15 protein-coding genes are annotated in these 13,035 nt (G+C 68.4%); 10 read left to right on the top strand and 5 right to left on the bottom strand.

The genetic code is table 11. The features are described from left to right. The first annotated feature begins 36 nt into the window (after positions 1–36). From ACWCPQ_RS01325 to ligD, 7 genes are all read left to right on the top strand, one after another. Positions 37–357, top strand: a complete 321-nt coding sequence (locus ACWCPQ_RS01325; RefSeq protein ID WP_449893434.1) for a DUF6191 domain-containing protein — start codon at positions 37–39, stop codon at positions 355–357. A 72-nt stretch (positions 358–429) separates the two neighbouring features. Continuing rightward, positions 430–1,053: a TetR/AcrR family transcriptional regulator gene (locus tag ACWCPQ_RS01330; protein WP_449893437.1), complete on the top strand. Its 624-nt coding sequence runs from the start codon at positions 430–432 to the stop codon at positions 1,051–1,053. A 43-nt stretch (positions 1,054–1,096) separates the two neighbouring features. Beyond that, positions 1,097–1,324, top strand: a complete 228-nt coding sequence (locus ACWCPQ_RS01335; RefSeq protein ID WP_449893439.1) for a hypothetical protein — start codon at positions 1,097–1,099, stop codon at positions 1,322–1,324. Between the two features lie 23 nt (positions 1,325–1,347). Beyond that, a complete protein-coding gene (locus ACWCPQ_RS01340; RefSeq protein ID WP_449893440.1) occupies positions 1,348–2,454 on the top strand; it encodes an SPFH domain-containing protein in 1,107 nt (368 codons plus the stop codon). Next, positions 2,451–2,864, top strand: a complete 414-nt coding sequence (locus tag ACWCPQ_RS01345) for a cold shock domain-containing protein (protein WP_449893441.1) — start codon at positions 2,451–2,453, stop codon at positions 2,862–2,864. The genes ACWCPQ_RS01340 and ACWCPQ_RS01345 overlap by 4 nt, the downstream gene beginning before the upstream one ends. A gap of 104 nt (positions 2,865–2,968) precedes the next feature. After that, complete coding sequence (locus tag ACWCPQ_RS01350) at positions 2,969–4,054, top strand: ATP-dependent DNA ligase (RefSeq protein ID WP_449893443.1); 1,086 nt, start codon at positions 2,969–2,971, stop codon at positions 4,052–4,054. Then, a complete protein-coding gene (ligD, locus tag ACWCPQ_RS01355; protein WP_449893445.1) occupies positions 4,051–5,061 on the top strand; it encodes a non-homologous end-joining DNA ligase in 1,011 nt (336 codons plus the stop codon). The genes ACWCPQ_RS01350 and ligD overlap by 4 nt, the downstream gene beginning before the upstream one ends. A gap of 46 nt (positions 5,062–5,107) precedes the next feature. Here the strand turns inward: ligD and ACWCPQ_RS01360 are convergent, their stop codons facing one another. The 3 genes from ACWCPQ_RS01360 to ACWCPQ_RS01370 form a co-directional block, all read right to left on the bottom strand. Beyond that, complete coding sequence (locus tag ACWCPQ_RS01360; RefSeq protein ID WP_449893447.1) at positions 5,108–5,863, bottom strand: hypothetical protein; 756 nt, start codon at positions 5,861–5,863, stop codon at positions 5,108–5,110. 188 nt (positions 5,864–6,051) lie between these two features. After that, positions 6,052–6,615: a TetR/AcrR family transcriptional regulator gene (locus tag ACWCPQ_RS01365; protein WP_449894363.1), complete on the bottom strand. Its 564-nt coding sequence runs from the start codon at positions 6,613–6,615 to the stop codon at positions 6,052–6,054. Positions 6,616–6,742: 127 nt separating this feature from the next. Further along, complete coding sequence (locus tag ACWCPQ_RS01370; protein WP_449893448.1) at positions 6,743–7,888, bottom strand: acyl-CoA dehydrogenase family protein; 1,146 nt, start codon at positions 7,886–7,888, stop codon at positions 6,743–6,745. 206 nt (positions 7,889–8,094) lie between these two features. Here ACWCPQ_RS01370 and ACWCPQ_RS01375 point away from each other — a divergent pair, with 206 nt between their 5' ends. The 3 genes from ACWCPQ_RS01375 (at position 8,095) to ACWCPQ_RS01385 (ending at position 11,395) form a co-directional block, all read left to right on the top strand. Further along, positions 8,095–9,525, top strand: coding sequence for an SDR family NAD(P)-dependent oxidoreductase (locus ACWCPQ_RS01375; RefSeq protein WP_449893449.1), 1,431 nt, complete (start codon positions 8,095–8,097; stop codon positions 9,523–9,525). 40 nt (positions 9,526–9,565) lie between these two features. Beyond that, complete coding sequence (locus tag ACWCPQ_RS01380; protein WP_449893452.1) at positions 9,566–9,949, top strand: DUF2784 domain-containing protein; 384 nt, start codon at positions 9,566–9,568, stop codon at positions 9,947–9,949. Positions 9,950–10,042: 93 nt separating this feature from the next. Further along, positions 10,043–11,395, top strand: coding sequence for a CoA transferase (locus ACWCPQ_RS01385; protein ID WP_449893454.1), 1,353 nt, complete (start codon positions 10,043–10,045; stop codon positions 11,393–11,395). 31 nt (positions 11,396–11,426) lie between these two features. Here ACWCPQ_RS01385 and ACWCPQ_RS01390 read toward each other — a convergent pair whose 3' ends face one another. Both ACWCPQ_RS01390 and ACWCPQ_RS01395 read right to left on the bottom strand, forming a co-directional pair. Continuing rightward, positions 11,427–11,759, bottom strand: a complete 333-nt coding sequence (locus tag ACWCPQ_RS01390; protein WP_449893457.1) for a hypothetical protein — start codon at positions 11,757–11,759, stop codon at positions 11,427–11,429. Between the two features lie 55 nt (positions 11,760–11,814). Continuing rightward, complete coding sequence (locus ACWCPQ_RS01395; RefSeq protein WP_449893458.1) at positions 11,815–12,789, bottom strand: GlxA family transcriptional regulator; 975 nt, start codon at positions 12,787–12,789, stop codon at positions 11,815–11,817. Between the last annotated feature and the right edge of the window lie 246 nt (positions 12,790–13,035).

Genomic DNA, 13,035 nt, shown 5'->3' on the forward strand with positions numbered 1-13,035 from the left:
GGCCGAGCGCGATCCGGGCGCGGTTATCGTGGCGGGGTGGAAATCCTCTTTCTCGGCGCACCCATCGCGATGTTCCTGCTGGGCGCGGTCGCCGCGGTGCGCTGGGTCCACACCCGCTTCCCGCGGAGAGGCCGCGCGAACGGGCCCGACACCGCCACTCGGCTGGCGGCCGCGGGCGTCGAGGAACTCACCGCTTTCTGGTACGGCAGCAAACGCGACCAGCTCGATCACCGCGCCGCGCAGACCATGCTCCGTGACGAAGAGGCCGACGGGGCCCCGCACCGGGAGCGGATGGACCTCGCCGCCGGTAAGGCGGTCCTCGTCGCCCGCCGTTCCGGCTCAGCGACCCGCAACTGACCTGCGCCCCCGCGGCATATGTGCCGTGACCACCCGGTACGTCCGGCGACGCCCGCCCACTACTGTGGACGGGTGCAATCAGATGAGCGATCGGACGACAGTGGGCCCCGGATCTGGGGCGGCACCACGCTTTCCGAGCGAAAGCAGGCACGACGCAGCGCGTTGCTCGAGGCCGCGCTCGATCTGATCGGTGAATCCGGCGCCGCCGGGGTCACGATGCGGGCGGTATGCCGGCGAGCCAATCTCACCGACCGGTATTTCTACGAAAGTTTCGCCAGCCGCGACGAACTCCTCGACGTCCTGTACCGGCAGATCGCCGACGATTTCCTCGATCCGATGACCGCGTTCGCCGTCGCCGACGACGCGTCACGCGACCGGGCGCTCTCGGAAGCGCTGGTGGACAAGGTGCTCGAGGATCCCCGCAAATCACGGCTGTTCCTGGTGGAGCCGTATTCCAGCACCGGTCTCGGCCAGACCACGATCGCGGTGATGCCCGCCTTCACCCGGCTCATCCAGGATCATCTGTTCGCACAGATCGACGATCCGGTCCGGCGGCGCCTCGCGGCCGTCACCATGGCGAGTGGGAACGCGGGCATGTTCTCGGCCTGGCTCAACGGTTCGCTGCGGGCCACCCGCGCGGAGATCGTCGAACATCTCGTCGCCATGTTGGGGGCGTACCGCGGTCTCTATCGCTAGCCGCGGCCGGATACAACAGCCGGGCAGAGAGATCGGGGAGAAATTGCACGACGAAGTCGTCGGGTCGACCGGTAAGCTGATCTCGCCGATCCGAGGCCCCGGGACGCTGGGTGAGGTCCTCGTGGCCGTCCGTGGGGGAACCGAGGGGTATATCGCGCGAGCCGCCGAAGCGATCCCGGCCGGGAGCACCGTGCTGGTCGTCGCGGTCGACTCCGGTCGTATCGCCGATGTGGTGCCCTGGATACCCCTCACGCCGGACCCGGCTCCGTAGCAACACGACGCGAGGAGTTATCCGTGCTGGGTTATCACGTGCCCGATCCCGATGAGGCGATGCTGGTCAGCGGCGCCAAGAGTCGCGACGCCACACCGTTCCGGGTGATCATCGGACGCGGCACGTGGGTGATGCCGTTCTTCCGCAAGGTCCGCTATCTGTCGCTGGCCATGTTCGAGGCCGAGATCACCGAACGCTGCGTCACCAAACAGGCCATCGTCCTGCAGGTACGAGCGGTCATCGCGTTCAAGGTCGCCAACGACACCGCCTCCATCGTGAACGCGGCCCAGCGGTTCCTGTCCGAGCAGGAACAGGAGATGTCGGTGCTGACCGGGCGGATCTTCTCCGGTCATCTGCGGTCCATCGTCGGTTCGATGACGGTGGAGGAGATCATCCGGGAACGGCAGCGGCTCGCCGACGAGGTCCTGGTCGCGTCGAAGGTGGAGATGAGCAATATCGGCCTGTGGGTCGACTCGTTCCAGATCCAGTCCATCGACGATGGCGATCTGGGGTACATCTCCGCCCTCGCCGCCCCGCACAACGCGGCCGTACACCGGGACGCGCAGATCGCGAAATCCCAGGCCGCCCAGCGTTCGGCCGAGGCCGAGCAGGAATCCTTGCGCAAACAGGCCGAGTACTCGCGCGAGACATCGATCCTCAAAGCCGGTTATCAGCGCGATATCGACAAGGCGCAGGCCGAAGCGGCCGCGGCCGGACCCCTCGCCGCGGCCCTCGCCCAGCAGGAGGTGCTCGGTGCGCAGGCCGCGCAGGCTCGCAAAGAGGCCGAACTCCGGGAGCAGCAGTTGCAGGCCGAGGTCGTCAAACCGGCACAGGCCGAAGCCGCGCGGGTGAAGATCCTCGCCGAGGCCGAGGCAAATCGCACCCGGATCCAGGCCGAGGCGGCCGCCTCCAACAACCGCATCGCGCTCGACCAGATGCTCATCGAACAGTTGCCGCTGATCGTGGAGCAGGCCGCCCGCGGTCTCTCCAACGCCAATCTGACCGTCCTGAACGGGCCGGACGGGGTGGGCGAACTGCTCAACGGCATGGTCGGGCAGGGGCTGACGGTATTCAACTCGCTGCAAAAGGCGCTTTCGGCCACCGACGAGGAAAAACCGGATATAGAGTGACCAGCAGAACTGCGGCGAGGAGCGGTGTGGTGGCCAGCGGGAAATTGGTGTCGTTCGACGGATCGCGGGGATTCGGTTTCATCCGCCCCGAGGACGGTGGACCCGACGTGTTCGTCCACGTCAACGATATCGGCCTGGGTGAGGACGAGCTCCGCCAGGGCCGCGTCTTCGAATTCGACGTCACCGAGGGTGATCGCGGTCCGAAGGCGATCAACCTCCGGTCCCCACGCAGCCAGCATGTCCGGCCCAAACCGGTGGCCGACGGCACCCGGCTGACGGCCGACGAACACACCCGGCTGGTCACCGAACTTCTCCTGGATGCCTCCCCGGCACTGACCGCCGGGGAGATCGTCGCCATCCGGGAACGGCTCACCGATTTCGCGGTCGAACGGGGCTGGATCGACGGCTGACGGCCGGATCCGGCGATCTGTCGGTTCGAACTCCTATCATCGGGGGCGATGATTCGGCGCCGGCCACGGCGTCGATACGGGTGAGCCGACCCGAGGAGGATCGTGTGGATCTACCGGTGCAACCGCCCGTCCGGCCCATGCTGGCCAAATCTGCGCCCGAGATCCCCTCGGGTCCGGGGCTGAGTTACGAACCGAAATGGGACGGGTTCCGGTGCGTGGTCTTCCGCGACGGCGACGAAGTGGAACTCGGGTCGCGCAACGATCGGCCGCTCACCCGATATTTCCCGGAGGTCGCCGAACTGCTGCGTGCCGCCCTGCCGGACCGGTGCGTCGTGGACGGTGAGATCGTCCTGGTCACCGAGCACGGCCTCGATTTCGATGTCCTGCAGCAGCGCCTGCACCCTGCTGCGTCGCGAGTGGCCAAACTCGCGGCGGAGACGCCGGCCAGTTTCGTGGCCTTCGACCTGCTCGCGCTCGGTGACCGGGATCTGACGGGCGCGCCGTTCGGTGAACGTCGGCGGCTGCTGGAGACAATTCTCGACACCGAACCCGGCCGGGTGCATCTGACCCCGCTGACCGGTGATCCGGCGGTGGCCCAGGACTGGTTCACCCGGTTCGAGGGTGCCGGTTTCGACGGGGTGATGGTGAAGGCCGACGATCAGCCGTATCAGCAGAACAAGCGGGTGATGCTCAAGGTGAAGCACGAGCGGACCGCCGACTGCGTGGTGGCGGGCTTCCGATGGCACAAGGACGGACAGGGGGTCGGTTCCCTGCTGCTGGGTCTCTACGACGACGAGGGCCGACTGCATCATGTGGGCGTGGCGAGCAGTTTCACCGCTGCCCGGCGCACCGAACTGGTCGGTGAACTCGCTCCCTACCGGGAGAACGCGCTGGCGAATCATCCGTGGCGGGAGTGGGCCGATGCCGCGGCCCAGGCCGCGTCGGGCGGTTCCATGCCCGGCGGGGTGAGCCGGTGGAGCGGCGGTAAGGACCTCTCCTGGGAGCCGCTGCGGGCAGAGCTGGTGGCCGAGGTGCGCTACGAGCATGTGCAGTCCGGCCGGTTCCGGCACGGCGGAAGGCTGGTCCGGTTCCGTCCCGATCGCACGCCCGAGTCGTGCACCTACGCCCAGCTGGACGAGGCCGCACCCGCCGAACTGCACGAGATCTTCGGAACCCCGGTGGCGAAATGAGCGAGTCCGTGGAGATCGAGGCGGCCGGGCGGGTGCTCACCATCAGTAATCCGTCGAAGGTGTACTTCTCCCGGCGCGGTGAGACCAAACTCGATCTGGTGCGCTACTACGAGAGCGTCGCCGAGCCGTTCATGCGGGTCAACGGCGGGCGCCCGCTGCTGCTGGAGCGCTATCCCGACGGCGCGTCGGGCAAATCCTGGTTCCAGAAGCGGGTGCCGAAATCCGCGCCGGACTGGTTGCACACCGTGGAGGTCACCACACCCAACGGGACGACCAGCGATGCACTGGTCGCACACGATCTGGCCCATGTGCTGTGGGCGGTGAACCAGGGGTGTCTCGGATTCCACGTCTGGCCCAATACGGTGCCCGATCTGCGGATCGCCGATCAGCTACGGATCGATCTCGACCCGTCCCCGGGTATCGGTTTCGACGAATTGCGCACAGCCGCGGTGCGGGCCCGGGAACTGTGTGCCGAACTCGGCATCGAGACGTGGGTGAAAACCTCCGGATCCCGCGGTCTGCACCTCTATATCACGCTCGAATCCCGCTGGGACGGCTACGAGGTCCGTGCTGCCGCGGTGGCGCTCGCTCGCGAACTGGAACGCCGGTATCCGGACGACATCACCGCGCACTGGTGGAAAGAGGAGCGCGGCAGCCGGGTCTTCGTCGACTACAACCAGAACGCGCCACACAAAACCGTTTTCGGCGCCTGGTGCGTGCGCCCGAAGGTCGGCGCCCAGGTGTCCACCCCGGTGACCTGGGCCGAGCTGGGTTCCGTGGTGCCGGAAGAACTGACGATCGCGACGGTGCCGGCCCGACTCGCGGAATACGGCGACCCGTGGGCGGCCCGCGCACCGCAGAGCATCGAACCGCTGCTGCGCATGTCGGAACACGATCTCGCGTCGGGTCTGATGGATGCGCCGTGGCCGCCGCAGTACCCGAAGATGCCGAACGAACCGCCGCGAGTACAGCCCAGCCGGGCCCGCAAGACCACCGCGGACGACTGAGCCGCGGCGCGGTGACCGGCACACCACCGGGATCCGGCGGACGGGCTCACGATGTCCACAGGGCCCAGACGCCGCCCTCACAGACCAGGGCATATCCGGCGGCGGTACGGGCGGTGGCGGTGCCGGCGCAGGTCGCGCCTTCGCCCCGGACGGTCTCGGCCACCCGGAAGGGACCCGACCACTGATACCCGGTGACCGACGCGGTATCGGTCAGGCACAGGAGCGTGCCGCCGTCGGCGGCGGCACCGAGCAGCGCGGGTTCCGGGCAGGGAGTATCGGCTTCGGCGACCGGTGGGGCCGCGACCGCTCCGCTGCGGGGTACCGAGGTCTGGGTGACGACCGGGCTCCGCGTCGGGCTCGCGGACTCGGTGATCTCGGAGGTCTCGGGTGCTGCCGAGCCCGCGGGTCCGGCTTCCGGCCCATTGCCGGTCGCTTCGCCCATCGCATCGCCGAACCGGCCGAACACTGCGCCGGAATTGTCTCGTGGCAGCAGCACCAGCACCACCAGTAGTGCCACCTCGAGCAGGCCGAGCAGTAGCGCGGTGCAGGCCATGAACCGGCCGCGCGGATGCCCGAACGCGATCAGCCCGAACACGATGGCCACCGGGAAGATCAGAATCAACGCCGCCACCAGCGCCACGATCGCGTACGGATTGACGACCGGGCGTTCTTCGTAGCGACGAGGTTCGTCGGGCCAGTCGTCGTACTCGTCGCGCCCCGGGCCGGGACGCGGCGGCTCCTCGTCCGGATCCGGCGGAGCCACCGGCCAGCGCTCACCCGCCCAGCGCTGTGAATATGCCATGACCGATCCCTTCGAGCCGCCGTCGGCGCATCCGCGAGCAGTGGACTGCGCCCGGCACCCGAAAGAATAAGCCGCCGCCCGCCCGCGTTTCCGGTAAATCCCCCTGGCCGCGAGTACGGCTGGTCACACTCCGAATCGCCCGGGCCGCCAGTTGTGCTGTTCCACAGCGCACCCGCGGATCGAGCGGGTCAACTCGGGCGGCGCACCCGGGGTAGTGATTCGGTGACCAGCGTGCTCAGCATGTCGACCAGCAGCGCGTGCACCTGATCCCGGGTCATGGTGCCGCGGGTCAGCCACTCCCGGCCGGCGACCTTCACCAGACCGCCGTAGGCGCGGACCATCGCCCGGCGGGGTTCTTCGGATGCCTCGCCGTCGGCCAGCCCGATCATCACCAGCAGCCGTTGCGCGGCCGCGTCGTCGGCCGCGTCCAGGATCTGCTGTACCTCCGGATCGTCCCCCACACCCTCGTGACTGGTCACTTTCACCCAGGTGCTGCCGTGTTCGGAGATCGTGTCGAGCAACCAGTGCACACTGGCTTCGACTCGTTCCCGGGTACTGCCGGTGGGTACCGCGAGTTCGTCGGCGCGCGGCAGGGTCACCATCCGGCGGACCACCGCGAGGTAGAGGTCGCGCTTATTGCCGAAATAGTGGTTGATCAGGCCGCGCGCCACTCCGGCACGTTGCGCCAGTTCGGCGGTGGACACCGCCGCGTATGGGCGTTCTCCGAACATTTCGATGGCCTGGGCCAGTATCTGGGCTCGGCGTTCGTCGGGTTCGAGCCGGCGGCGCCGTGGCTGGTCGTCCGCCCCGTTTCCTCCGCCTCCGGATGTTCCGGAGGCGGAGGAAACGTCGGTCACGGCGACAGGTGCGGGTTCCAGGTCAGAGCCCACGGGCGATGAGGTCCTTCATCACCTCGTTGCTGCCGGCGAGAATGCGCAGTACCCGGGCGCCGGTGTACAGCTGGGAGATCGGGTACTCGGTCATGTAGCCGTAGCCGCCGAAGAGTTGCAGGCAGCGGTCGACGACGACACCGAGCTGATCGGTGGACCAGTACTTGGACATGGCGGCCGATTGGATATCGAGTTCGCCGCGCAGGTGGCGGGTGATGCAGTCGTCCAGGAACACCCGGTTGGTCCGGGCGATGGTCGCGCATTCGGCCAGTTCGAATTTGGTGTTCTGCATGGCGAACAGCGGTTTGCCGAACGCTTCGCGGCCCTTGGTGTACTCGACGGTCAGCTCGACCGCGCGTTCCATCATCGCCACGGCCATGATGGCGGTGACCAGCCGCTCCTGCGCCAGCAGTTGCATCATCTGGTAGAAGCCCTGGCCTTCTACGCCGCCCAGCAGGTTCGTAGCGGGTACCCGCAGTCCGTCGAAGAACAGTTCGGCGGTGTCCTGGCCCTTTCCGCCGATCTTGGACAGGATCCGGCCGCGGGTGAAGCCGGGGGTGTTGTCGTCCACCTCGGCGAAGATCAGCGAGACACCGGCCGCCCCCTTCTCCGGATCGGTCTTCGCGGCGATGATGATGCCGTCGCAGAGCCATCCGTTGGAGATGAATATCTTCGAGCCGGTGATCACGTACTCGTCGCCCTCGCGGACCGCGCGGGTTTTGATCGCTTGCAGGTCCGATCCGGTGCCGGGTTCGGTCATCCCGATGGAGAGCACCATCTCGCCGCTGCTCGCCTTGGGCAGGATCCGCTTCTTGAGCTCGTCGGAACCGAATTCGGCCAGGTAGGGCGCGATGATCGAACTGTGTACCGGGATACCGAGGGCACCGTCGCCGGCGCGGACCTGCTCTTCGATGATCGCCGCTTCGTGAGCGAAGGTGCCACCGCCACCGCCGAATTCCTCGGCTACCGCGGGACAGAGCAGCCCGAGCTCACCGGCCCGCCGGTAGAGCGCCTTGTCCGGATGGCCCTGTTCGATGAACTTCTCCTCGTGCGGCACCACTTCTTTTTCGAAGTAGGTGCGCGCGAGTTCCCGTACCGCCTCGACCTCGTCGTCGCTCCATGCGGGGCGTGCCATATCCGCGTCCTCTGCTCGTGATCACCCGGCCCGGCGCCGACGCGCCGGTTCATCCGGCACCGACTTTCCCGCACTATTGGCGCTATGTCAACGAAGCGGAGTCCCACCGCTGGGGGCCCACGGCAGCCCGGCTTCGGCCACACCCCCCGGTTTTGCCACAATGGTGACCACGCTTTCCCAGCTCACGAAGGAAATCTCCCGCACCGATGGCCGAGCCCAGTATCGACCCGCACGATCTAGCCACCTGTTTGCGAGTTCTCGACCAGGCAGCACAGCTGGACCCCGGCCATCCGGATTCGACCACCGTGCAGCGCGCGGTCGGCCGGATGTTCAAAGAACTCAAACGGCAGCGCCGCATCGCGGCCCGGCAGCTCAAACTCGACGCCGACCGGGCCGTCGTGGCGGCTACGGCAACCGGTTCACCGAACCGGATCGACGACGAGACCGCGGGTATCCCGATCAGTTCGAGCACCGCCGGCGGATCCGCCGGTACCCTGCTGCGGCCGCGCGGCTGCTATGTCTGCAAAGAGAAGTACACCCGCGTCGACGCGTTCTACCACCAGCTGTGCCCGGACTGCGCCGCCATGAGTCACGCCCGGCGCGACGCGCGTACCGATCTCACCGGCCGCCGCGCACTGCTCACCGGCGGGCGCGCGAAGATCGGGATGTACATCGCGCTCCGGTTGCTGCGCGACGGCGCGCATACGACCGTCACCACCCGATTCCCCAACGACGCGATCCGCCGGTTCGCCGCCCGACCCGACAGCGCCGACTGGTTGCACCGGCTCCGCATCGTCGGAATCGACCTGCGCGATCCCGCCCAGGTGGTAGCGCTGGCCGATGATGTCGCGGCGCAGGGCCCGCTGGACATCCTCATCAACAATGCCGCGCAGACCGTACGCCGCTCCCCCGGCGCCTACAGTGCTCTCGCCGCCGCCGAGGACGGCCCGCTCCCGGCCGGGCAACTGCCCGAGAAGGTCACCTTCGGCCAGACGACCCGTGCTCATCCCACCGCGCTCACCGCCTCCCTCACCCCGAGCCTGACCGGCGAAGATGTGGCCGAACTGGCGCTGGTCGCGGGTTCGGCCACCCCCGAGCGGATCGCGCGCGGGGTCGCCATCGACGCCGGCGGGCTCGTCCCCGACCTCGCGCACACCAACAGCTGGGTGCACACCGTGGGCGAGGTCGACCCGACCGAACTGCTGGAAGTGCAACTGTGCAATTCGGTCGCGCCGTTCATCCTGGTCTCCCGGCTGCGTCCCGCACTGGCCGCCGCGGCGGCGCGCCGGAAATACGTGGTGAACGTATCGGCGATGGAGGGACAGTTCTCGCGCGGCTACAAGGGGCCGGGCCATCCGCACACCAATATGGCCAAGGCCGCCCTCAATATGCTCACCCGCACGAGTGCGAACGAGATGTTCGACGCCGACAGCATCCTCATGACGGCCGTGGACACCGGCTGGATCACCGACGAACGCCCGCACTACACGAAGATCCGGCTCGCCGACGAGGGCTTCCATGCGCCGTTGGACCTGGTCGACGGCGCGGCACGGGTCTACGACCCGATTGTGCGCGGGGAAGCCGGCGAAGATCTGTACGGCTGCTTCCTGAAAGACTATCGGCCGTCCCCGTGGTGAATTCGGTGCCGTAATTCCCCGGAGGACATACCCTGGAAGGGTGTGGTACCGGCTGGTCGCGGATCTGATCGCCCTCCTGCATCTGCTGTTCATCGGCTACGTGGTGGCGGGCGGCTTCCTGGCGTGGCGTTTCCCGCGCACCGTCTGGACGCACGGCGCCGCCGTGGCCTGGGGATTCGGAACGATCCTGATCGGCTACGACTGCCCGCTCACCTATGCGGAGAACTGGGCCAGGCACCGCGCCGGGGTGGCGGGTCTGCCGCCCGAGGGCTTCATCGACCACTACCTGACCGGCGTGATCTATCCGGCGAACATGCTCACCGAGGTGCAGATACTGGTGGCCGCCTGTGTACTCGTGTCGTGGGTGGGCCTCTGGTGGCGCGCCCGGCACCCACAGGGCCCGACCGCTCGAATCGCCGGCTGACCGGCGGCCTGCTCGGTGACGGTGTGATGAAAATCGCTGTGCCATCCGGTAACCGGGACAGCACCGGAGGAGTGGGCCAGTACGCTCGATGCCGTGGAGGTGGGCGCACGGCTGGTCCGTGATTACGAGGGCGGCGCAGGCGTCGCCGAATCGGCCCCCGTGGATTGGCCCGATCCCGGGCAGTACCTGGCCGCCACCCTGCCGGTGTGGGGGCTGGCCGCCGGATCTGTACAGGCCTTCGTCGCGGCGGCCGACCGCTATCGAGAGGCCCACGGCACCGCGACGATCCGGCACCGGCTCCATCCCGGGCGGATCGCCGCGTCGTTTTCCAGCGATCGGTTGTTGCGGATAGACGGTGCACCGGTCGGGGGCTTCGCGGAGTTGTCCGGCTTCTTCCCCACTTTCGACGGGTGGGTACGCACTCACGCCAACTATCCACACCACCGCGCGCGGCTGCTCGCCGCACTCGAACTGCCCGCCCACGCACCGCGCGAAAGCGCCGAAGCGCAGATCGCCGTGCTCCGCGCCGCCGACCTGGAAGAGTTGGCGGCCGCCCGGGGCGCGATCGCGGTGCGGGTCCGGGACGAAACGCAATGGCGCGCGGAACCCCAGTCCCGGGCTGCCGGGGCGGGACCGCTGGTGGCAATCGTGGCACGCGGCGACCGGCGCAGCTTCACGGTGCCGGTATCGGGGACCCCGTACCAGCCGCTACAGGGGATACGGGTGCTGGATCTGACCCGCGTGATCGCCGGCCCCGTGGCCACCCGCGCCCTCGCACTGCTCGGCGCGGACGTGCTCAGGGTGGACCCGCCCCAGTTGCCGGAGATTCCGTGGCAGTACACCGATACGTGCCAGGGCAAATACTCGACCCTGCTGGATCTGCGGGTGGCGGATCCGGCATGGGAGGCCCTGCTGGACACCGCGGATGTAATGGTCACCGGCTACCGGCCGGGCGCGCTGGAGCGGCTCGGGCTCACCGGGCGGCCCGGGTCGGTCCACGCCCGGGTGAGCGCCTGGGGATTCACCGGACCGTGGGCGGGCCGGCGCGGTTTCGACAGTATCGTGCAGGCCGCGACCGGTATCGCCGTAATCGAGGGGGCGTCCTCGGTACCCGGCGCGCTTCCCGCCCAGGCACTCGATCACGCCTCCGGCTATCTCCTGGCCGCGGGCATCGTCGATGCGCTCACCGCCCGCGCCGCCGACGGTCGCGGCCGGGACGTGCGGGTGTCACTGGCCCGGACGGCGACCTGGTTGCTCTCCGAACGCGGGCGCACAGCCGACCACCCGGCGCCGGCCGTGCCCGGCCCGCAGACCACGGTGACCCACGGCCGGACGGTCAGCGCGGCACCGGTGCTGGCCGAGTTCCCCGACTATCCGTTTCCGGCTCCCGGCTACGGTGCCGCCCGGCCGCGATGGCCGGAGAACCCCGCCATCGGGCACCGATGACGGCCCTGCCCGCCCGGTCGAGCGAGTGCGCTCAGAGGCCGGTCGCGAGCCGGACCACGACCTTGTCCTGGGTGACCTCCTGCACCGTCAGGTTCAGGCCCTGGACCGATCCGGTTTCACCCACGGGCACGGTGACCGGCTGACCCGCCACCGACAGTGTGACGGTATTGCCCTCCACCGCGGTCAGTTCGGTATCCACACCGAGAACGCTGATCTTCGCCTGCACACCACGGTCGAAGGTCACGGTGCAGCCGCTGACCTCGCATTCGCTGCGCGCCCCCGGCCCCGTCGCCGTGCATGCGGCCACTCCGAGTGATGCGGCGGAAACGAGCAGGAATGCGGCGATCAGCCGTCGAACAGACATGCGGACAGTGTAGGGAGTACTCGGTATCCCGCCGGCGAAACCGGGCGAATCGCCCTCACCACGGTAGGCGGTGGGCCCGGATCTCGGCCAGGGACAGTCCGCGGCGGCGGCGGGCGAGTGCGCGTAGTGCGCTCGCATTGACATATCCGATGTCACGGGCGACCGCGCCCACTGTGCGGTCACCGGATCGCAGCAGCTGAACGGCACGATCGAGCCGGATATCGTCGGCGAAATCCTTCGGCGACATACCGAGCGCAGCACGGGTGGCCCGCTGCAGACTGCGTTCGGTGACGCCGAGCTCCCGGGCGGCGGTGGCGATCAAGAACTGCTCCGAGAGGTGGTCGCGGACCCAGCGCTCGTACCCGACGATCAGCGAATTCCCGCGGGCGACCACCTCGGGTATCGCATACGGCGCCTGACTGGCCCGGGATCCGACCGCCAGATAACGCATGGCCCGCTCGGCCAGCTCCGGGCTGGTCCGATAGATCAGCGAGAGAGCCATATCCATATGCGACAGTGACGCGCCGGCCGTTGTGATGCCGTCGCCGTGGCAGACGATGCAGCTCTCGTCCAGCTGCACCTGCGGGTAGCGGCCGCGGAAACACGCGCCCAGCCACCAACTGGTCGTCGCCGGAGATCCGTCGAGCACGCCGGACTCGGCCAGGAAGAACGTCGCCGTACAGGCGGCGGCCAAATGCACGCCCTGCGCCCGGGCATCGCGGATGTGGTCGAGTACCCGCGCATGTTCTGGGTCGGTGACCAGTTCCACCAGCGGTTCGGGTTCGAGAATATCCACCGCGGCCACCGCGAGAGCGTCCAGTTGTACCGGGATCTCCCCCAGCGGCGTGGTCGGCACCAGGTTGCCGCTGCCCGACCGCACCGAGGTCCCCACGGAGACCGCGCGCACATTCCACGGCGCGGGCGGGTTCTCCAGCTCTTTGCGTAACGCGTTGGCCGTGCCGAACGCCCCGAGCAGTGCTCCCAGACCGAAATCGGCCACACCGTCCACCACGAGAATCCCGACATCCACGCCCGGAGGATAGTGTTCGGCGGCCTCGATCGGAAACCGAACGGTCGCTACGGTCGAGACAACCCGGTGCGGCGGCGTGTCGCAAACAGAGCGTAACCTGTCGCATCCGCCCCTCTCGCCCGCCTGCCGGAGCCCGTAGGGTCGGGTACACAGAACGGTGCCGGTCGCCTTCACGCGGTCGGCACCGTTTTGCGTGCTACCCCCGGAGCACTTCGGCGACGGCCCACAGCCGATCCCATCGTCGCG

The sequence above is a fragment of the Nocardia sp. NPDC001965 genome (genome assembly GCF_053594175.1).